At 54.5% G+C, this 20,315-nt stretch carries 23 protein-coding genes and 1 pseudogene; 6 read left to right on the plus strand and 18 right to left on the minus strand.

The genetic code is table 11. The features are described from left to right. Positions 1-7 precede the first annotated feature (7 nt). Positions 8-232: a hypothetical protein gene (locus TRICHSKD4_RS17405; protein WP_009468202.1), complete on the minus strand. Its 225-nt coding sequence runs from the start codon at positions 230-232 to the stop codon at positions 8-10. A gap of 247 nt (positions 233-479) precedes the next feature. On the opposite strand from TRICHSKD4_RS17405, the gene TRICHSKD4_RS17410 reads away from it, so the two are divergent. The 3 genes and pseudogenes from TRICHSKD4_RS17410 to TRICHSKD4_RS17420 all read left to right on the plus strand — a co-directional run bounded on the left by TRICHSKD4_RS17410 (position 480) and on the right by TRICHSKD4_RS17420 (position 4,421). Next, positions 480-1,715: a cytochrome P450 gene (locus TRICHSKD4_RS17410; protein WP_009468204.1), complete on the plus strand. Its 1,236-nt coding sequence runs from the start codon at positions 480-482 to the stop codon at positions 1,713-1,715. A gap of 89 nt (positions 1,716-1,804) precedes the next feature. Then, positions 1,805-2,982, plus strand: a pseudogene (locus tag TRICHSKD4_RS17415) (glycerophosphodiester phosphodiesterase family protein). Between the two features lie 74 nt (positions 2,983-3,056). Further along, positions 3,057-4,421 (plus strand): hypothetical protein, encoded by a 1,365-nt coding sequence (locus tag TRICHSKD4_RS17420; RefSeq protein WP_040617078.1) that lies wholly within the window; start codon positions 3,057-3,059, stop codon positions 4,419-4,421. Between the two features lie 27 nt (positions 4,422-4,448). Here the strand turns inward: TRICHSKD4_RS17420 and TRICHSKD4_RS17425 are convergent, their stop codons facing one another. The 6 genes from TRICHSKD4_RS17425 to TRICHSKD4_RS17450 all read right to left on the minus strand — a co-directional run bounded on the left by TRICHSKD4_RS17425 (position 4,449) and on the right by TRICHSKD4_RS17450 (position 8,919). Beyond that, positions 4,449-5,060 (minus strand): MerR family transcriptional regulator, encoded by a 612-nt coding sequence (locus TRICHSKD4_RS17425; protein WP_009468207.1) that lies wholly within the window; start codon positions 5,058-5,060, stop codon positions 4,449-4,451. Positions 5,061-5,080: 20 nt separating this feature from the next. Continuing rightward, on the minus strand, positions 5,081-5,395 hold the full coding sequence (locus TRICHSKD4_RS17430; protein WP_009468208.1) for an integration host factor subunit alpha: 315 nt from the start codon (positions 5,393-5,395) through the stop codon (positions 5,081-5,083). Between the two features lie 158 nt (positions 5,396-5,553). Continuing rightward, positions 5,554-6,531 (minus strand): beta-ketoacyl-ACP synthase III, encoded by a 978-nt coding sequence (locus tag TRICHSKD4_RS17435; RefSeq protein WP_009468209.1) that lies wholly within the window; start codon positions 6,529-6,531, stop codon positions 5,554-5,556. After that, positions 6,528-7,592 carry a phosphate acyltransferase PlsX gene (gene plsX, locus TRICHSKD4_RS17440; RefSeq protein ID WP_009468210.1) on the minus strand — a complete coding sequence of 355 codons (1,065 nt, stop codon included), beginning with the start codon at positions 7,590-7,592 and terminating at the stop codon, positions 6,528-6,530. The genes TRICHSKD4_RS17435 and plsX overlap by 4 nt, the downstream gene beginning before the upstream one ends. A 172-nt stretch (positions 7,593-7,764) precedes the next feature. Next, positions 7,765-8,328, minus strand: a complete 564-nt coding sequence (locus TRICHSKD4_RS17445; protein WP_009468211.1) for a DUF177 domain-containing protein — start codon at positions 8,326-8,328, stop codon at positions 7,765-7,767. A gap of 66 nt (positions 8,329-8,394) precedes the next feature. After that, positions 8,395-8,919, minus strand: coding sequence for a ubiquinol-cytochrome C chaperone family protein (locus TRICHSKD4_RS17450; RefSeq protein WP_040617181.1), 525 nt, complete (start codon positions 8,917-8,919; stop codon positions 8,395-8,397). 118 nt (positions 8,920-9,037) lie between these two features. Between TRICHSKD4_RS17450 and TRICHSKD4_RS17455 the strand changes: the two genes are divergently transcribed. Next, positions 9,038-9,475: an outer membrane protein assembly factor BamE gene (locus TRICHSKD4_RS17455; RefSeq protein ID WP_009468213.1), complete on the plus strand. Its 438-nt coding sequence runs from the start codon at positions 9,038-9,040 to the stop codon at positions 9,473-9,475. A gap of 76 nt (positions 9,476-9,551) precedes the next feature. Here the strand turns inward: TRICHSKD4_RS17455 and TRICHSKD4_RS17460 are convergent, their stop codons facing one another. The 11 genes from TRICHSKD4_RS17460 to TRICHSKD4_RS32380 form a co-directional block, all read right to left on the minus strand. Next, positions 9,552-11,690: a sodium-translocating pyrophosphatase gene (locus TRICHSKD4_RS17460; RefSeq protein ID WP_009468214.1), complete on the minus strand. Its 2,139-nt coding sequence runs from the start codon at positions 11,688-11,690 to the stop codon at positions 9,552-9,554. Between the two features lie 240 nt (positions 11,691-11,930). Next, the gene (locus TRICHSKD4_RS17465; protein WP_009468215.1) at positions 11,931-13,151 is read right to left on the minus strand and encodes an MFS transporter; all 1,221 of its coding nucleotides are present in this window, start codon (positions 13,149-13,151) and stop codon (positions 11,931-11,933) included. A gap of 135 nt (positions 13,152-13,286) precedes the next feature. Beyond that, positions 13,287-14,285, minus strand: a complete 999-nt coding sequence (gene thiL, locus TRICHSKD4_RS17470; RefSeq protein ID WP_009468216.1) for a thiamine-phosphate kinase — start codon at positions 14,283-14,285, stop codon at positions 13,287-13,289. A gap of 1 nt (position 14,286) precedes the next feature. After that, on the minus strand, positions 14,287-14,808 hold the full coding sequence (nusB, locus tag TRICHSKD4_RS17475) for a transcription antitermination factor NusB (protein WP_009468217.1): 522 nt from the start codon (positions 14,806-14,808) through the stop codon (positions 14,287-14,289). 3 nt (positions 14,809-14,811) lie between these two features. Beyond that, complete coding sequence (gene ribH / locus TRICHSKD4_RS17480; protein ID WP_009468218.1) at positions 14,812-15,261, minus strand: 6,7-dimethyl-8-ribityllumazine synthase; 450 nt, start codon at positions 15,259-15,261, stop codon at positions 14,812-14,814. Positions 15,262-15,394: 133 nt separating this feature from the next. Continuing rightward, the gene (locus tag TRICHSKD4_RS17485) at positions 15,395-16,006 is read right to left on the minus strand and encodes a riboflavin synthase (protein WP_009468219.1); all 612 of its coding nucleotides are present in this window, start codon (positions 16,004-16,006) and stop codon (positions 15,395-15,397) included. Between the two features lies 1 nt (position 16,007). Beyond that, positions 16,008-17,138: a bifunctional diaminohydroxyphosphoribosylaminopyrimidine deaminase/5-amino-6-(5-phosphoribosylamino)uracil reductase RibD gene (ribD, locus tag TRICHSKD4_RS17490; protein ID WP_009468220.1), complete on the minus strand. Its 1,131-nt coding sequence runs from the start codon at positions 17,136-17,138 to the stop codon at positions 16,008-16,010. Between the two features lie 30 nt (positions 17,139-17,168). Then, positions 17,169-17,645: a transcriptional regulator NrdR gene (gene nrdR, locus TRICHSKD4_RS17495; protein WP_009468221.1), complete on the minus strand. Its 477-nt coding sequence runs from the start codon at positions 17,643-17,645 to the stop codon at positions 17,169-17,171. Positions 17,646-17,676: 31 nt separating this feature from the next. Next, the gene (glyA, locus tag TRICHSKD4_RS17500) at positions 17,677-18,987 is read right to left on the minus strand and encodes a serine hydroxymethyltransferase (protein ID WP_009468222.1); all 1,311 of its coding nucleotides are present in this window, start codon (positions 18,985-18,987) and stop codon (positions 17,677-17,679) included. A gap of 200 nt (positions 18,988-19,187) precedes the next feature. Beyond that, the gene (locus TRICHSKD4_RS17505; protein ID WP_009468223.1) at positions 19,188-19,388 is read right to left on the minus strand and encodes a serine hydroxymethyltransferase; all 201 of its coding nucleotides are present in this window, start codon (positions 19,386-19,388) and stop codon (positions 19,188-19,190) included. Positions 19,389-19,507: 119 nt separating this feature from the next. Next, a complete protein-coding gene (locus tag TRICHSKD4_RS32380) occupies positions 19,508-19,735 on the minus strand; it encodes a hypothetical protein (protein ID WP_009467905.1) in 228 nt (75 codons plus the stop codon). On the opposite strand from TRICHSKD4_RS32380, the gene TRICHSKD4_RS17510 reads away from it, so the two are divergent. Both TRICHSKD4_RS17510 and tnpB read left to right on the plus strand, forming a co-directional pair. After that, positions 19,713-19,982 (plus strand): hypothetical protein, encoded by a 270-nt coding sequence (locus TRICHSKD4_RS17510; protein WP_009465502.1) that lies wholly within the window; start codon positions 19,713-19,715, stop codon positions 19,980-19,982. The genes TRICHSKD4_RS32380 and TRICHSKD4_RS17510 overlap by 23 nt on opposite strands. Next, a complete protein-coding gene (gene tnpB, locus TRICHSKD4_RS17515; RefSeq protein WP_009468224.1) occupies positions 19,979-20,242 on the plus strand; it encodes an IS66 family insertion sequence element accessory protein TnpB in 264 nt (87 codons plus the stop codon). The genes TRICHSKD4_RS17510 and tnpB overlap by 4 nt, the downstream gene beginning before the upstream one ends. Positions 20,243-20,315 lie beyond the last annotated feature (73 nt).

The following is a 20,315-nucleotide window of genomic DNA, read 5'->3' on the forward strand; positions in this document are numbered from 1 at the left end:
ACATAGCCTAGCGGCCAACCGCGACACGCAACGGGGCGGCTTTTTCTGCTTCTTCTTTGCGTGATTTCTCAATAAGCCCCAGAAATTCGGTGAGCCAGGCGACTTCGCGGAAATAGACGTCCATACTGAGAGAGGCCAACTCCATGAGCAGTGCTTGAGGGTCTTCGTTCTGAAACCCTGTCCGCTCGAGGAATTCACGATAATCATTCTGAAGTGCTCGTGGTACTTGCATGGTGCCCTCTCACTAGCGAGTTGCGAACGCAGGCATCTTTGATACGCACTACTTGGACGCGCAACCTCACCCTAGGATTTCCAGCTTTCCCACCTTATTGTCAAAACTTGCAATTCCCGCACTATCCCCATTTTTTATCCACAGCTTTCTATTATTAGGCGCATCATAAAAAATATGTACTTGAAGTTGCTGTTTGATCATTTCTCCCGCGCATAGATTACGTGCCCCTACGCCTTAAGGAGTAACGATGAACAGCGCGCATTTAGTCGATTTTGATCCGCTGTCTGACGGCTTCCGCCGAGACCCTTATCCGACCTATTCCGCTTTACGAGCAAAATCAGGCCTTTCTTACTATGAGGCGTTCGATATCTGGCTGGCTGCTCGTTTTGACGATGTGACCCGGATCGTTACGGATGAAACCATGGTGCGGTCCCTGGCGCATGTTGCATCTTCTGACGAAATCGAAGCCCAGAAGCGGGCTGGGAACTGGCATGACATGCCGCACCATTCCCGGTTTGTGCAATTTTCACTACTTGACAGTGATGGCCCGATTCATGATCGCCTTCGAAAGCAGGTTTTCAAACTTTTCACGCCAGTGATGATTGGTGGGTTGCGTCCTCAGATTGAAGCCCATGTTGATGAGTTGTTTGACCGGCTCTCGGACCGTACAGAGATTGACTTCATCGAAGATCTTGCAGCTCAGGTACCGGGTCATGTGATTGGACGGATTTTGGGCGTGCCGGACGAAGATTGCCCGCAGTTGCGAATTTGGTCTGAGAATATTGTCCAGTTTTTCGATATTGACCGAAGCGACGCGCGCAAGGAACTCGCCGAAACCAATACCACCGAGTTTTATCATTACCTCACTGATCTAAAGCGTCTGCGGGAAAAGGCTCCACGGGATGATCTGATATCCCATATGATTGCAGCGGAACGTCGTGGCGGCATGAATGAAGACGAGTTTGTTTCTACGGCCATGTTGATCCTGATGGCCGGACACGGGTCCACCATTGATGTTCTGGGAAGTGGCTTGCATGCGCTTTTGCGTTTTCCCGATCAGATGCAGCGCCTTCGTATAGATCGAAGTTTGATGAAAACCGCTGTTCAGGAAATGTTTCGGTTTGAATCTCCACTGCCCTTTTTTCATCGGTATGCGACGCAGGACGCGGAGGTTGCAGGAACCACCTTTCCAAAAGGAACTAAGTTCGGGGTGCTTTACGGCTCGGCGAACCGGGATCCCGCGCAATTTTCGGATGCCGATACATTTGACGTTGGACGTAGCCCGAATTGGCATTCAGCCTTTGGACGGGGCCATCACTTTTGTCTGGGCAACCATCTGGCAAGGCTCGACATGGACATGGTTTTTTCCAAATTGCTCGACCGGTTCAAGACCATAGAACTGGCGTTGGATACAGTCACCTACAAGCGTGGCCTATCCGTAAGAGGGCCAGAAGAATTGCGAATCCGCTGGACGCCGCGCTGATATGAAATAGATTTCCTGAAGCGATCCTTTTTCACATTTCAGGAGACATCCATTTGCGTATCCTATCCCTTGCAACTGCTCTACCGTGTTTGATTGCTGCGTTCGCCTCCCCCGCATTTGCTGAAGGTGCGCAAGTTGGCCCTCGGCCTGCTTATCTGGTCGACCAGATGGCAGACAGCCCGCTCAAGGACACACTGAAGGCCTGCATAGGTAAGCCTGTTCGGCAAACGCTGTTTTCCATCGCCCACCGGGGAGCGCCTCTGCAATTTCCTGAACACACCGCAGAGAGCTATCGCGCTGCAGCGTTGATGGGTGCGGGTATGATCGAATGCGATGTCACCTTCACTGCAGACAAGGAACTTGTTTGTCGTCACGCTCAGGACGACCTGCACACGACCACCAATATTCTCACGAGCCCTCTTGCCGAAAAATGTACCGCTGCATTCACGCCTGCCGGGGACGATACACCGGCCTCAGCTGAGTGCCGGTCTTCCGATCTTACGCTTGCAGAATTCAAAACGCTGAGCGGCAAGATGGACGCTGCAAACCGTCAGGCAAAGACACCACAAGACTACCAGAATGGCACCGCTAACTGGCGTACGGATCTTTATGCCTCCAACGGCACGCTTCTTACCCACCTAGAAGCCATTGAACTGATCAAGCCAACCGGTGCCAAATTCATTCCCGAACTCAAATCTCCCAAGGTCACGATGCCCTTCAATGGCATGAGCCAAGAGGACTATGCCCAAAAGCTGGTCGATGACTACAAGGCAGCCGGGGTCGCACCTCAGGACGTGTTTCTTCAATCATTTAACTTGAAAGACATTCTGTACTGGATTGAAAACGAAGCGGATTTTGGCGCACAAGCGGTCTATCTGGATGGTCGTTTTACTGCGAGCGGTTTCAACCCGGCAGACCCGAAAAGCCTGTCTCCAAACATGACCGACTTAAAGGACATGGGGGTTAACATTATTGCTCCACCGCTTTGGGTTCTGCTCACTCTTGAGGAGGGAGAGATTGTTCCATCCGCCTATGCTGTTGCCGCGAAGTCTGCCGGTCTGGAGATCATGACGTGGACGCTGGAGCGATCCGGGCCGCTCGCATCTGGCGGGGCTGGTATTTTCAGACTGTCCAAGAGGCAATCACAGGCGATGGAATGGTCTATGAGATTTTGGACGTTCTGGCCCAAGATGTTGGTGTGAAAGGTGTTTTTTCCGACTGGCCAGCAACCACCAGTTTTTATGCTTCTTGCATGGGGCTCGAATGAGTTTGCGATTTTAAGGTCTGAACAAGAGATTGCGGATATAATTTCTGCAATCTTTACGTTACGGAATCTTTATCATGAAGGTGAGTGCGCTTCAGACCGCAAGTTGCGATATACTATATTCTTCGACGGAAGGTGTAGGATTGGAAACCCTTGGGGAGGCCGTCAACAGCGCGGCCTTAGCGACAGGAATTGCGGAGGCAAGGGCTCTGCCCACCTCTGAAAATGAGACACGCATATTCGAATGTGGTCTTTATCGGGTAGAAATCACGCAAACGGACGAGCCAGGCAAGCCTGCAAAATATCTGGCCGCTGCCTTGTCCCATATAACCCAGCAAGAGTTTCCCAACGCATCAGAGGCGATCAAAAACCACTCTGCGGTTACTTCGATAAGCATCTACCGACCCGTTCCTTCTGGAGCATCCTCAGAGCACGACAGTTTGTCCGACCGAGCAGACTTGCAGACGGCTGAAGAAGTCCTTTTGGTCATGGGACTTCTGAGGTCAATCGCACTTTCCCTTGTGACCCAATCAAATCCGCTCGCGATTTATTGGGCTTCGAACAGTTATCTGCTCACCCGCGAGAAATTTATCGAACTCGCAAGCGTGAATTCACTGTGTTTCCTCTGCCTTCACCCGAGCTATTACTCACTTGGTTATATTCAGGACGGTCCAAGTGAAATCGGGCTTATCATGATGGGTGCTGAACACCTTATCGGGCATCAGGTTTCTGTTGAGCCGGGACCATACGATCCAGAGTTTGTCTATGAAATTGCAATCAGCTTCGTTCGCCATTGTGTCTCACACGGACGTCTGATGGAGAATGGAGAGATATTCGGCCCCTCTGAGGAGGAAGTTTTTCAGTTGCACTATGAGCCGCGCGGCGAAGCAACTCCGCCTGCCCTGACCATCATCCCAATCCGCAGCCATAAGCTGGGCGTTCTCAGGGAGTTGCCACAAGCGGATGAACCGGAGGATGATGGAACCTACGTCACAGAGGATGGCGTGCGCAGGCCAATTGCTGAACTTGACCCGCGTGATCCAATTGACGCAGCTATCCTAAAACGTATTGAAGAATCAAAAGAAACCAAAGAGACGACGGTTCTGGCGCGACCGAATGTGATCGTCTCATTAGAAAAACCAATTGTGATCGCACAACCTCCAAAGCAGCTCGCAGTCGGCGCAACTGAGGAAGAAGTGCCCACGGCTTGCGAGTTAGAGGTCGAGATTGCACCCGAAGCGGTTGGGGGGAGCGAAACGCCTTCTGAGGCTGCAGCGGCGGCGTATGCGCCACCAGAAGGAACCTCCAATCGTCCGCAGTCTACATCCATTTCATCTGTACAGGAATTGCGCCAAATGGCACTACGCATGCAGCGAAGTGATGAAGAACTTCAGACAAAGCCAGCAGGGTTATTTGGTCGAATCAGAAGCCTGTTCGGATAACAAACAGGCTTCACAATGCTGATCGTGTTACCGCGCCTGATCCAGGATGCGCTTGCATTCCAAGAGTTCAAACAGCGTGGACTGCAACCGCTTGACCTTGTCCTTTGACAACGCCTGCGCAGCTGGCGACGGCACCTCGACAATCTCTTCGTCGGCCTTGTCACCCCGCAAACGGTCAAAAAACTTCACGCCTGATGACTTTAACAAGGACTCAGATTGTTCGTCGGGATCGGGCAGAACTCCGCGTGGGAGAGGCTCTGCAGGTACCTTTGAGGCCGATGGTTCTTCCGTTCGAGCTGAGGCATCCGCCTGTTCTTGCGCTTCGTTCTGGCGAACAAGAACAGGCACCGGAAGTGCATCTTCCTGCCACACCTGCATAACGAACCGCACACCCTGCTCTTTCAGGATGCGTTGAACGCCCTTGATCGTATACCCTTCACCATAGAGAAGATGACGAATACCGCGAAGCAGTTCCACATCATCAGGACGATAATAACGCCGCCCGCCGCCGCGTTTCAGCGGTTTGATGTGAGAGAACCGTGTTTCCCAGAAGCGGAGAACGTGCTGCGGCAGATCCAGATCATCTGCCACTTCACTAATCGTACGAAATGCATCCGGGCTTTTGTCTGGGGTACTCATGATTTCTTACCCCTCTGTTGTCAGACCGAACCTTTTCCGGTCAGGGAGTCGTTGATGCGCTGTTTAAGCACATTGCTCGGTTTAAAAACCATCACCCGACGAGGAGAAATCGGAACTTCTTCCCCTGTTTTCGGATTGCGGCCGATCCGCTCACCTTTCGAGCGAACCACAAACGAACCGAACGATGACAGCTTGACCGATTCACCGGTGACAAGACAATCGGAAATTTCGGCAAGCACGCGCTCGACGAGTTCTGAGGACTCAGTGCGGGACAAACCCACTTTCTGATACACAGCCTCGCAAAGATCGGCGCGAGTTATCGTCCTACCTCCCATAACCTCTCCTCGGCTCTTTCGACTGATCTGACTGATTTTGTTAGAGAAGTACCATCTATGACCATACGGTATTGACTCCCTGCGGGTCGGTCAACAGGGAGCAACTGTTTTCTGGCCTTCCGAGCCAAAATATTATTCTGGACTTTAGTCGTGGTTTCTTACCACCGCAGCAAAACGGATCCCCAGGTAAAGCCGCCGCCCATCGCTTCAAGCATGATGAGATCGCCTTTCTGGATACGGCCGTCCTTAACAGCAGTATCAAGTGCGAGCGGGATCGACCCGGCAGATGTGTTGCCATGCATCTGAACGGTGGCGACCACCTTTTCCAGCGCAATACCAAGCTTTTTGGCACTGGCATCAATGATGCGCTTGTTGGCCTGATGCGGAACAAACCAATCCAGATCATCCGAGGTTGTTCCAGTAGCAACATAGGCGTCTTCGATCACGTCGGTGATCATGCCAACAGCATGCTTGAACACCTCACGACCTTCCATGCGAAGGTGCCCGACTGTTTGTGTTCCAGACGGTCCGCCATCAACATAAAGCTTGTCCTTGTGGCGACCGTCAGACCGTAAATGGGATGTCAGGACGCCGCGATCGGCAACAGTGCCCTCACCTTCCTGAGCTTCGAGAACAACAGCTCCTGCGCCATCGCCAAACAGGACACATGTGGTCCGGTCTTCCCAATCAAGGATACGAGAAAAGGTCTCCGCTCCAATGACCAAGCAGCGCTTGGAGAGCCCGGTTTTCAGATATGCGTCTGCCGTTGTCATGGCATAGACAAAACCGGAGCATACCGCGTGAACATCAAAGGCAGCGCCGTGCGTGATGCCGAGCTTTTCCTGAACAGTGACCGCACTGGACGGAAATGTATTGTCCGGTGTTGCTGTCGCCAGAATAATCGTGTCGATGTCCTGCGCATCAATTCCGGCATGCGCCAGCGCTGCTTTTGCAGCATTGGTTGCCAGATCGGATGTCACCTCGCCTTCAGCTGCAATATGGCGCTGCTGAATGCCGGTGCGTTGCACAATCCACTCGTCGGACGTGTCGACCAGTTTTGCCAGATCCTGGTTCGTCAGTACTTTTTCCGGCAGATAGCTTCCACAGCCCAGAACGGTCGACCGAATTACGCTCACAAATCACCTTCCGATTTTTCCATATCATCAGCAAACGCGCTGCGATGGTAGTGCACCAAATCGTGCGCGATCTTATCCGTCAGTTCGTTGCGAACCATGTCATATGCAAGATCGATTGCTGATGCATAGCCCTCAGCGTCCGTACCGCCGTGGCTCTTGATTACTATGCCGTTTAGCCCGAGGAAAACGCCGCCATTGACCTTTCGCGGGTCCATTTTCTCTCTCAGGCGGTTGAATGCATCTTTGGCGAAGATATAACCAATCTTCGACATAAGGGTTCGTTGCATGGCAGACCGCAGATAACCGCCGATTTGCTTGGCCGTTCCCTCAGCGGTTTTCAGCGCGATGTTTCCAGCAAAGCCTTCCGTCACCACAACATCAACGGTGCCTTTGCCAAGATCATCGCCTTCAACGAAACCGGCGTAGGACAGCGACCGTAGTTGGCGTTCACGCAACAACCGGCCTGCGGTGCGAACCTCTTCCAGACCTTTGACCTCTTCCACCCCGATATTGAGCAAACCCACCGTCGGTTTTTTGATACCAAACAGTGCCCGCGCCATCGCGCCGCCCAAAATTGCAAAGTCGATGAGCTGTTGTGCATCTGCGCCAATTGTCGCGCCAACATCGAGAACCACCGATTCGCCACGGCTTGTTGGCCAAATCGCCGCAATTGCAGGCCGTTCGATATTTGCCATCGTGCGCAGACAGAATTTTGACATCGCCATGAGGGCGCCGGTGTTGCCAGCCGACACAGCGACAGCAGCCTCACCCGTCTTCACGGCCTCAATGGAGCGCCACATACTGGACCGCCAGCGGCCTTGGCGAAGTGCCTGGCTTGGCTTTGTGTCCATGGCGATGGAAACGTCGCAATGGTGAAACGTTGAGGCAGCCTTCACCCGCGGATATTTTTCCAGCAGCGGCAGGACCACATCTTCTTTGCCGTAAAGCAGATAACGGATGTCCAGATGGCGCACGAGAGCAATTTCCGCGCCCGGCAAGACCACTTCAGCGCCGTGATCCCCGCCCATGACATCAAGTGAAATCGGTATGGTTTTTGCCATTAAAACCGTCTTTTTTCAGGCACTGACCAACTCGACAGGCATGCTGCCACGAATCCGTTCTTGCCACGACCTTGTTTCTTTATAACACCCAATCGGCGCGAACATACCGGTTTCCACCTCAGTGACAACCGTTTTCGCAAGCGAAGAGAGATGTTTCCCCTTGCAGTCAAAGCTATTGCCCGGAGACCGGTTTCAGCTTTGCCAATTCTGCGAAGGGGGATGGCGCCTTTTCATCTTCAGCATCACTATCATCAGCGATGTGCGGCAGTTCAGCGCCCGGTTTCTTCGGAAAGGCGTCGAGGTTGAGTGCCAGCTGCTCGCAGATCACCGCCCCCACATCAATCACGCCATCGATCATGACATCAGGCGGATCGACAGATTCAAGTTCGATTTCAATTTCGCCATCGTCATTGATGTCCTTCGCCTTTTTAGGGCGCGACGATACTGCCTCGAAGGCGCGATCAAACGTATCTTCCAGTTTTTGGTCAAACTCTTCAAGCGTCACCACACAGGTCTGCGTCAGACTGCCGGTTAGTTTTCCAAGGACCCGCACACCAGCCTTGCGCCAAGGCTTGAGAGTAATCTCCGCCTTCAGATCGGCAATGCCGGCGATATCGTACGCTTCTGCGATCTGAGCGCATTCTTCAGCCGACGGGGTGACCACTAGATTTTTTTGCCCGTCCCCCAACCGATCTGCCTGAACAGAATGGGAAAACGGAAACTGGCTTTTTGACATGGCGGCTTGTCTTTCATTCCTGCTTATGTCGGCATTCATACGTGTGGCAGCCGCTTTATCCGACAATCAGGGCTCTGGCCAAGAAATTTCTCCGCCTGTCAACGTTTCGGTGTCCTGATTGCCAAGCAAGTCAGCGGCTTTGAACATATAGGCAGCCAAAGCGTTTTGTGCGACCGGTTCATCGCTTTCCGGGAAAACATTTCGCCCAATCGCCGCGGCCAGTCCTTCCAGATCCTGCTCATCCAGGGCCGTCGAGTAGACTTCCGCCCGGCCGTAAAAGGCTTCTCCCATCTTACGCACTTTCTTCGGTACGCGTGTATCACTGACACCCATTTCCCGAAGAGAGGCATCCATATCTTGCGCAAACACGTCGAAAACCGTTTGGGAAAACGCGCTGATCTTTTTCCCTTCACCACGAAGTCGGCGGAAATAGAGGATTGCATGGATCAAAACCATGTCAAAGCGCCCATCTACCGTATCAGGTACGGCATATTTGGTATAAAAGGCCGGTTGCCGCGCTTGAGCCACGATTTGCCTGTAGACGCCAGTCTCGGCATCCAGATTTCGCCGCTTGAAGAGGCCAAAGAGCATAAAGGTCTCCTGGATAAGAATGTTGCCAAAGGGGCCTTTCCCACGGTAGGGATTTGCCCAAGAACCGAAAGAACGAAAACATGCCAATATCCTGCGTTGGCGTAACAGGAAAATCTGCATGAGACTGAAGGCTCAAGCCGTCCTTATTCCATTGTTGCTGGCTCTGCCACTCGGTGGGTGTTTCACCAAGACTTATACACATGGGCACGTCATAACCAACTCCATGCTGGAGCAGGTTCAGGTGGGCTCCAGCCAGGAACAGGTTCAACTTGTTCTAGGTTCGCCGTCGACAACGTCAAACCTCAATGGCCAAGCCTACTACTATATTTCGCAAACAACGGAAACGACCGCGTTTCTCGCTCCGGATATCGTTGAGCAGCGTGTCGTGGCCGTTTACTTCGACGAAGAAGGTTATGTGCGGGATATTGGCAACTACGGCCTGCAAGATGGCAAGGTGGTGGATTTCATAACGCGAAAGACACGGACCGGTGGTGCCGACTATGGCTTCCTGACCCAGGTTCTACGCGGCGCAGCCAGCCCGAGCCTTGGCCTCTAAGACGAATTTAGACCTGACAAATGGAAAAGCCCGGCAAAATCGCCGGGCTTTTCTCGTTTCTATGAACTGCGGTTTCTCAGTGAGCGAGAATAGCAATCAGCAACAAGGCCACAATATTGGTGATCTTGATCATCGGATTTACCGCAGGCCCAGCCGTATCCTTATAGGGATCGCCGACCGTATCACCCGTGACAGACGCTTTGTGCGCTTCGCCGCCCTTTTGGTGGGTAACGCCATCCTTGTCGGTGAAGCCATCTTCAAAGGACTTTTTGGCGTTGTCCCAGGCTCCGCCGCCAGCCGTCATGGAGATGGCGACAAACAGACCTGTCACGATGACCCCGAGCAACATGGCCCCAAGTGCTGCGAACGCATCAGCTGGTGTTGCCACAGCCCGCACAACCACGAAGACAAGAATAGGCGACAAGACCGGCAACAATGACGGAATGATCATCTCGCGGATTGCGGCCTTTGTCAGCATGTCCACAGCGCGGCCATAGTCCGGACGTTCCGTCCCTTCCATGATGCCTGGCTTTTCCTTGAACTGACGACGCACCTCTTCAACAACTGCACCCGCTGCTCGGCCAACGGCCGTCATGGAAATGCCGCCAAACAGATAAGGCAGCAAACCACCAAACAGCAGCCCGGCAACCACATACGGATTGGAGAGAGTGAAGAGAGTATCCACGTTAATGCCATGGAAGATCGACCCCTCCTCTGCCGAAGATGCGAAGAACCGCAGATCTTCCGTATAGGCCGCGAACAGGACCAGCGCCCCAAGACCGGCCGATCCGATGGCGTAGCCTTTGGTGACCGCCTTTGTGGTGTTGCCGACTGCGTCCAGAGCGTCCGTCGTCGAACGCACCTCAGCGGGGAGGTCCGCCATTTCAGCGATACCGCCGGCATTGTCCGTCACCGGACCAAAGGCATCAAGCGCAACCACCATACCGGCCAGAGCAAGCATTGTGGTCACCGCGATTGCGATGCCGAACAGGCCTGCCAGAGAATAAGTGATCAAGATACCGGCGATGATAATGATCGCAGGCAGTGCCGTTGCTTCCAGCGAGACTGCAAGCCCCTGAATGACGTTCGTGCCGTGCCCTGTGACAGACGCTTGGGCAATGGACCGCACCGGACGGAAGTTCGTTCCGGTATAGTATTCGGTCACCCAGATAATCAGTCCTGTGACAATCAGGCCGACAATGCCGCAGTAGAACAGGTGCCGCGAGGAAAACGTGCTTTCCCCTGTGGCTGACGTGTACGTTGTGTCGAAGCCGAGCCAGAAGAACATGATCAGGAAGAGTGCCACTGCTGACAAGACAGACGTGACAATAAAGCCGCGATAAAGCGCGCCCATGATCGAGTTGTTCGTACCAAGTTTGACAAAAAACGTGCCGACAATGGAGGTGACCACGCAGCTTGCGCCGATCACCATCGGCAGCAGCATGAGTTCGACCGCTTGCGCTCCGGTAAAGAAGATCGAAGCCAGCACCATGGTTGCGACAACGGTCACCGCATAGGTCTCAAAAAGGTCCGCTGCCATACCGGCACAGTCACCGACATTATCCCCAACGTTGTCTGCAATAGTCGCCGGGTTGCGCGGATCATCTTCTGGAATGCCCGCTTCGACCTTGCCGACGAGATCGCCGCCGACATCGGCACCTTTCGTGAAAATGCCACCGCCGAGACGAGCGAAAATCGAGATGAGAGAGGCTCCGAAGCCGAGTGCAACCAAGGCATCAATAACCACTCGATCTGTCGGGTCGTAGCCCATGGAGCTTGTCAAAATCGTGTAGTAGACGGCGACGCCCAAGAGCGCGAGACCCGCCACCAGCAATCCAGTGACCGCACCGGATTTAAACGCAATTTCCAAACCTGCTGCCAAACTTTGGCTGGCCGCTTGCGCTGTACGCACATTCGCCCGAACCGACACCATCATGCCGATATAGCCCGCAGCCCCTGACAGCACAGCCCCAATCAGGAAGCCGATTGCCGCGGTGCCAGATAGTAGAAACCAGGCCAAAACGAAAACTGCCGCCCCGACGGCGGCAATGGTTGTATATTGACGATTGAGATAAGCGCTGGCGCCTTCCTGAATGGCCCCGGCAATTTCCTGCATCCGGGCATTGCCTGCATCTGCCGCCATCACAGACTGAATGGCCCAGCCCCCATAGGCAATTGATAAAAGCCCGCAAACAATAATGACAAGTTCGGTCATGCTTCCTCCTCATTGGTGGGCAGACCCGTTGTTTTTATTGTTTTTATCGAGGCAGCCCCGCACACTGCGCCGGCCGACTCCCAATCGACGTTCGACGCGTGAATGGGCTTACGATAGCAGCATAAGGCGAAGCCTCGTCAAGTGCGCTGATCGCGTTGGGCAAGAATAAGCACCGCAATCCTACCTTGCACTGCAGCAATAAGGCCTGCCGCACAGACGAGAGAACGGGGATTCTCGCTCTTACGCAGGTGCCTGTTGGGCTGTGTGCCGCCACAGCCACCCTAACAAAATGAAGCAAAGCACGACGAACGGGAAAACCAGCCAGTTCACAGTGTCCCAGCCAAACGCATTCAAAAGGGCACCTGAGGAAAAGGACGCAAGCGCAACAAAGCCAAAGACCAGAAAGTCATTGGTCGCCTGCACCATGTTGCGCTCTTCCGGTCGATAGGTATCTGTCAGCATAGCCGTTGCACCGATAAAACCAAAGTTCCAGCCAAGGCCGAGCAGAATCAGCGCTGTCCAGAAATTGGCCAGCTCCACACCCATCAAGGCAACAACAGAACACGCGGCCAGGAGTGCAAGCCCAATGGAGACAATGGTTTCCTTGCCAAACCGGGCGATCAGATTGCCGGTAAAGAAACTTGGGCCGAACATGGCCATGACATGCCATTGAATGCCGAGTGCTGCGTCGGTTTCGCTCAAGCCGCAGCCGATCATGGCAAGCGGAGTTGCTGTCATCACAAGGCTCATCAGCGCGTAGGAACAAATCCCGCAGGCAGCTGCCACGATGAACCGGGGTTGGCGCATGATCTCAAAAATAGGACGGCCACCGGATGCAGCCGTTTGTTTCGGCGGTTTCGGGATCTTGATGAACGACACGAGAATAAAGGAGATAATCGAAAGCCCGGCCTGCGCCAGATATGTGCCTGCGAACAAGATCGGCTCGAACATATCCTTTGTCGCGATCACTGTTTGCGGGCCAACGATACCGGCCAGAACACCACCCGCCAGAACCCAGGAAATGGCCTTGGGTTTAAACGCATCACTGGCCGTATCAGCCGCAGCAAACCGGTATTGCTGCACGAAGGCTCCGGCAAACCCGCCCATGCCGCACGCAACAGCGAACAGGCCAAAAGTGTTCTGGAATACTGCATAAGCTGCAACTAGCCCCGACACAGCAGCCAGAAGCGAGGCTCCCATGAACCCAACTCTGCGGCCAAACCGGCGCATGATCATGCCAGCGGGCAAAGTTCCAAATGCTGTACCCAAAACCATTGCCGAGACAGGCACAGTCGCCAGAGACTTGTCTTCGGCCAACATCATGTATCCGACCAGAGGTCCGGTGGTAATCACGATGGAGGCAAGCGCACCGCCAATAGCCTGTGCCAAAGCCAGAAGAAACGCATTGCGCCGGGCCAGCTGGTCGTCAGCTGCGGGAGCGGTTTGAGCGGAAACAGACATGCAGCGTACCAATCAACTCGTCGATTGCTCGCCCATTTCCAACAGGCGAACTCTTTTCAGAGTCTGCCTACACCACAGTTGTCGTTACCGCAGCTTCAAATTTGACTATCTGGCAAATTAAATTCGAGGGAAGAATTAAAAATGGCTAAATCCAGCCAAAGCACCTGCTGAGTGACCAGTAGGCGTGTTTTGCAAAGCCACCTGCCCTGTGCCCGAGACCACAGCGCCTATCTTGGTAACCGGGCAGCCAATTGCTTGTGCTTGTCGTTCAAAGGCCTCTGACTGCCCTGGTGCAACAGAGCAAAGTATTTCGTAGTCATCCCCGCCGTTGAGACACTCCAAAAACGTGTCTGCGGACCGGGTTTTGAGTTTTTCCATGGCCGCAGAAAGCGGGACACACTTAGCATCGATTTGAAGATCTACATTGGAAGCAGCAGCCATGTGCGCGGCATCGGCAAGCAACCCATCGGAAATATCCATCGCCGCATTCGCATGCTCGACCAATAGAGGGGCGAGTTGGACACGCGGGCGCGGCAACAAATAGCGTTGAAGGATGTGTCGCTCTTCGGCCTCATCCAGTTGGAATACACGAACGAAACGATGTTCCAGCCGTGCCTTCAATCCTGCAGCTGCATCCCCGATAGTCCCGGTGACATAAAGGTGTTCACCTGCCTTGGCACCATTTCGCCGCACTGCAGCTCCGCTTGGAACTTCGCCAATGGCCGTGATGGAGATTTGAACGCCGTTGCTGGAGCGAATGGTGTCACCACCATACAGCGTAACGTCAAACGCGGCCTGATCAGCTGCCAGCCCGTTGGAAAACCGTTCCAACCAGTTTGCCTGCCAGTCTGTTGGCAGAGCCAGCCCGAGCAAATACCCAACCGGGCGTGCGCCCTTGGCGGCAAGGTCGGACAGGTTGACGCGCAAGGCCTTGGCCGCAATGGCTTCCGGGCTGTCTTCAGACAAAAAATGGACGTTTTCCGCCAAAACATCTTTTGTCAGGACCAGATCGAACCCGGCGCGCGGGCTCATAACCGCGGCGTCGTCCGTCAGCTTCAAGCTCCCCGGTGCATTTGCAAGTGGAGCGAAATACTGCCGGATCAGTTCAAACTCGCCGGGCCTTTCGGCAGACATCTTAGCTGTTGCCTTCTTCCGCCTTGGCGACAAGCTCTTCGTTGCGCAATTCATGGGCGAGACGATCGAGCACACCGTTTACCAGTCCCGGCTCATCGGCCTCGTAGAACGCCTTGGTCACATCGATATATTCGGAGATGATGACCTTGGGCGGCACGTCCTTGCGACGCAGCAACTCAAAAGAGCCGGATCGCAGGATGGCTCGCAAAAGGCTGTCGACCCGTTTTAGAGGCCAACCCTCTGTCAACGCCTTGTGGATGAACGGATCGAGGAACTTTTGATCCTCAAAGACACCATTGACGATGGACTTGAACCACTGTTCGTCGGCGTCAAGATATTGTTCTCCGTCCAACTCCTTGCCAAGGCGGAACGCGGTGAACTCACTGATCACGCTGGACAAAGGCACTTCGCCCACGTCCATTTGATAGAGAGCTTGCACAGCAGCTAAGCGGGCCACACCACGCTTGTTGGCCGGGCGGACGGCCTTTGTGGCCACCTTCTTTGGTTCGGCCTGTTCGCTCATTTCTTATGCTCCAAGACGTTCGCGCAGCTTGATCATTTCAAGGGCCGCATCTGCAGCAGCGCCGCCCTTGTTTTTGTCGCTGACCTTAGCGCGCGCCCAAGCCTGCTCGTCGTTTTCAACGGTCAAAATGCCATTTCCAAGTGCCAAATCCGCATCAATGGTCAGGTCCATGATGGCACGAGCGGACTCAATGGCGACGATATCGTAATGGGAGGTTTCACCACGGATCACGCAACCCAAAACAACAAAGCCATCATACATTTCGCCGCCATTGTCCATCGCGGTCATTGCCATGGCCAATGCGGCCGGAATTTCCAGAACACCGGGAACAGACACCCGGTCATATTTTGCACCAGCAGCCTCCAGGGACGCAATTGCGCCTTCTGCCAGTGAATCGGCGATATCCTGATAAAAACGGGCTTCGATGATGAGAATCTTGGGTGCTGTGGTCATGGCGTTGGTCTAATCCTTGTTGGGCCGCGACAGGAACCATGCCTGAGACGGTTTGTCCAGTCCAAAGGGCATGTTCCCCCGCGCAAGTACGCAAGGCAATTGGAATTCTGGTAAAGGCGGGTTTGGCTGCGCCTTACCCGGCCTTGCTAAATTCGGCAAGGCGCGCTGCGTAACGTGCCATCATATCCACTTCAAGGTTTACCTTGTCGCCAACATGACGCTCGGACCAAGTGGTCACCTCAAGTGTATGAGGGATCAAAAAGACCGAAAACAGATCGCCGTCCGCCTCATTCACGGTGAGGGATGTCCCATCCAATGCGACAGAACCCTTTTTCGCGATAAAGGGTGCAAACTCCATCGGGGCCTGAAACTGGAAATAGACCGAATCCTCGTGATCTTCCCGCTTTGTGATGGTTGCCAGCCCGTCGACATGCCCCAAAACAAGGTGCCCCCCGAGTTCGGTGCCCATTTTCAAGGACCGCTCGAGGTTCAACTTCATTCCCTGCTTCCAGTCGGAGACAGTTGTCAGCGCACGGGTTTCAGCCGCAGAATCGACCTCAAACCAGTTGCCAGCGTCATCTGTGCCCTTGGCCACAACGGTATGGCACGGGCCGCCGCATGCGATCGATGCGCCTATATCAATGCCTTCTGGGTCGTACTGGGTGCGAATGCGAGTGCGCAGACCGGCGGGAACCTTTTCAACACTCGTGATTTCACCAAGGTCGGTCACGATCCCTGTAAACATGTCAGGCTCCAATGCGTCTGAGATAAATGAACTGGTCGCTGCCGATTACACCGGCTTCAACCTTTGCAAAACTGGGGTCGGCCACGACATCTTCAAGACGCAGATCATGCAGAACAGGTATACCGCCCTCGCCCACCTCAATATCTCCCGTCACGATGCACATGTCGTCGACCAGTCCAGCCTTGAGAAACGCACTGGCGATGCGAGAGCCGCCCTCAACCATCAACCGCGTGATTCCGCGGGTGGACAGCGCGCTTGTAACGACCGAGGGCTCGATACCACAATCGGTTGTGGGAACACGGATGATCAAAACACCTGCCTTTGACAGAGCCTCGATCCGTTCCGCTGGAGCCGTGCTGCTGCAAACCAGCCAAACCGGCACTTCAGCTGCCGTCATCACCAGTTTGGAGGCCAATGGTAACCTCGCGTCACTGTCAATAATAACGCGCACTGGCGAACGCTCCGCCATACCCGGCAAACGACAAGTCAACTGTGGGTCATCGGCTAGCGCTGTTCCAATTCCAACCATGATGGCGTCATAGGTTGAGCGAAAGCCGTGGACGTGCCGCATCGACAGTGGATTGGAAATGCGGACCTGCCCTTCCCCCTTTTTGCCGATAAAACCGTCTTTGGAGATGGCGAGTTTTAGCAGCACTTTTGGGCGGTGCTGAGTGATGCGCATGATGAAACCGGAATAGAGTTCCTGGCAAGCGACCTCATGCACTCCAACTTCGACTTCGACGCCTGCTTCTTCCAGCATCTTGATACCGCGCCCTGCAACACGCGGATTGGGATCGCGCATGCCAATCACCACCCGCTTGATGCCTGCCTCAACAAGCGCCACGGAGCATGGGGGGGTGCGCCCATAGTGGGAACAGGGCTCAAGGGTCACATAACACGTTGCCCCTTTGGCTGCCGTGCCAGCCATCGTTAGCGCGTTGACTTCCGCGTGCGGCCCACCGGGCTTGGACGTGCGGCCACGTCCAACGACCACATGTTGACCGTTTTCATTTTCTCTGACGATGAGCGCTGCAACGGGGGGATTCGGCCACACTTCGCCCAGTCCACGACGGGCATAACGCTCTGCAGCGGCCATAAACCGAAGGTCCGTTTGCATTTGGGTGAAGGCCATCAATCCCGTCTCCAGATCTGATCGAAACGCTTACAGATCATCCGGACGACTGTCATGCGGGACACTCAACTCATCCAGCAAGGCTTCAAAATCCTTGGCCTCGCGGAAATTCTTGTAAACGGAGGCAAACCGGACATAAGCAACGTCATCGATGCCCTTGAGGCCTTCCATTACGTGATTGCCGATGGTTTCAGCAGTCACATCGCTTTCGCCGGAACTTTCCAGCTGGCGCACAATCCCGCTGATCATGCGCTCAATACGCTCCGGCTCCACCGGGCGTTTGCGCACTGCTGTTTCGACGGAGCGCGCCAGTTTTTCGCGATCAAACGGAACGCGCCGTCCGCTGCGCTTAACCACAAAAAGTTCGCGCAGTTGAACTCGTTCGAAGGTCGTGAACCGGCCAGCGCAGGTGTTACACACCCTGCGCCGGCGGATTGCCGTGTTGTCCTCGGTCGGGCGGGAATCCTTGACCTGAGTATCCTCACCAGCACAATAAGGACAGCGCATCGTTTAAAGCTCCTGACAGGTGCCCACCGATTTACGAGTAAATAGGGAACCGGGCCGTCAGTGCTTCTACCTTGGCTTTGACCGCTGCTTCAACTGCTGCGTTGCCTTCTTCACTGTTGGAAGCCTTCAAACCGTCCAACACTTCCGTGATCAACAGGCCAACTTCCCGGAATTCGGCAACACCGAAGCCGCGTGTGGTCGCCGCAGGTGTGCCAAGACGAATACCGGATGTGATCATCGGCTTTTGCGGATCGTTCGGAACACCGTTCTTGTTACAGGTGATCGCAGCGCGGCCAAGAGCATGTTCTGCAGCCTTGCCGGTCAGAATTTTCGGACGTAGGTCAACCAGCATCAGGTGCGTATCGGTTCCGCCGGACACAATGTCTGCCCCGCCTTCATGCAGCGTCTCAGCCAATACTTTAGCATTGTCGCGTACGCTTCTGACGTAGCTTTTGAATTGCGGCTGAAGCGCCTCTCCAAAAGCCACAGCCTTTGCTGCTACAACGTGCATCAGCGGGCCGCCTTGCAAGCCTGGGAAGACAGCAGAATTGATCTTCTTGGCAATCTCTTCCTTATTGGTCAAAACCATGCCGCCACGCGGACCCCGAAGGGTTTTATGGGTGGTGGTGGTTGCAACATCTGCATGCGGGAACGGGCTTGGATGTTCGCCTGCGGCCACAAGACCGGCAAAGTGCGCCATGTCGACCATGAGGTAGGCGCCGACTTCATCTGCCACTTCACGGAACTTAGCAAAGTCGATTTGACGCGAATATGCGGAACCGCCAGCGATGATCAGGGCTGGCTTGTGCTCACGGGCAAGCTCCGCCATCGCATCATAGTCGATCAGGCCAGTCTCAAGATTGAGGCCATACTGCACCGGGTTGAACCATTTGCCAGACAGGTTTGGCTTCGCGCCGTGGGTCAAGTGACCACCTGCATCGAGGCTCATGCCAAGAATCGTTTCACCTGGTTTGATCAGTGCCAAAAACACAGATTGGTTCGCCTGAGAGCCGGAGCTCGGCTGCACGTTGGCAAAGTCACAACCAAAAAGCTGCTTTGCGCGGTCGATTGCCAATTCTTCTGCAATGTCCACGAACTCACAACCACCATAATAGCGGCGCCCCGGATAGCCTTCTGCGTATTTGTTAGTCAGAACAGAGCCTTGGGCCTCCAGAACGGCGCGCGATACAATGTTTTCAGAGGCGATCAGCTCGATTTCGTGCTGCTGGCGTCCCAGTTCCTTTTGAATGGAGCTGAACAGCTCAGGATCACTATCGGCAAGGGGCCGGTTGAAGAATTCAGAAGTGGCCGTTTGATTGGCCGCTATTTCGCTCAGGGACATTGCACCTTCCTCTGTATTTTCTAATGTCTGGACTTGGCAGCCCTTCGGCGTGCGAGCCCGGATCGCAGCTTTATGAAATTTTCCCAACAGGACGTATCACAGCCCTTTCCGGGAACCAAGGCTCCAACCGACTTCGGTTGGGTTTGAAAACGACAGGCGGCGATAAGCCGCAAACAGCTGCCTCCCCCTGCTCCACTGGTCTATTGCTGGGCGAGTTGCTCAAGTCTGCGGGTTAGCTTGCGAATGGCGAGTTGCTTGAGATCTTCCTGCGATGCGGATTTGGGCCCAAAAACCGAGACCTCAACACCGGTTGCAGCATCAATTGCTGAAACCTTTATCTGTTGCCCGACCGGATAGTACTCCAGATAAACTGACCCTGTTGGACCAGAACGACGACTCATTCCCGGCTCTCCATAGTTGGTGAAAGGATAAGAGCCATGCAACGCTCAAAATAGCAAGGCGTGCGACCGAGTTGATCACACGCCTTACGTTAACTCGTTATCCCGGATTTCCCAAGTAGTCAGTGAGCGTTCGGTATTCCCGCTCTGACGGGGAGCGCAGTGGGGTGATAATGTCCATTTTCGTTAATGGACATTGTGAGGCACATTTTGGGTACGAAGAAGGGCAGCAAGAAGCGGTTTTGGTCGGATGACGAGAAGCGGTCGATCTGTTTGCAGGCCAGAGTGCCGGGGGTTTCGGTTGCGCAGGTTGCGCGCCGCTCTGCGATGAATGCGAACCTGATCCACAACTGGCTGCGTGATGAGCGGTTTGCGCCAGAAGACAGCGATTGCGTCCTTGATGGAGCGGCGTTTCTACCAGTGGAGATAGAGGGCCCGCAGGCCGCACCAGGCCACCAGATCGCGGCGCTTGCCTCGGATATGCCGTTGTCGGCTCAGCGGGTTGATATCACGCTGTCGGACGGGCGGCGGGTATTGGTGGAAGGGACGACGGCGCTGCCGACGGTGCTGGCTTTGGTTGAAGGTCTAATGCCGTGATCCCCGTGCCGTCCAACGCGCGGGTTTGGCTGGCTGCCGGGGTGACGGACATGCGGCGCGGGTTCAACACTTTGGCGGCTCAGGCGGAGAAGGTTCTGGAGCTTGAACCCTATTCTGGACATCTGTTTGTGTTCCGGGGACGGCGCGGTGATCTGCTGAAGATCATCTGGTGGGATCGACAGGGCGCATGCCTGTTCAGCAAGCGCCTTGAGAAGGGCCGGTTTGTTTGGCCTGCTGCGAAGACGGTAAAGTCAGCGTGACGCCCGCGCAATTGTCGATGTTGCTTGAAGCATAGACTGGCGGATGCCGCAAAAAACATGGCGGCCCCTGAGC

Source organism: Roseibium sp. TrichSKD4, assembly GCF_000148725.1.
In the GTDB taxonomy this organism is placed as follows: Bacteria; Pseudomonadota; Alphaproteobacteria; order Rhizobiales; family Stappiaceae; genus Roseibium.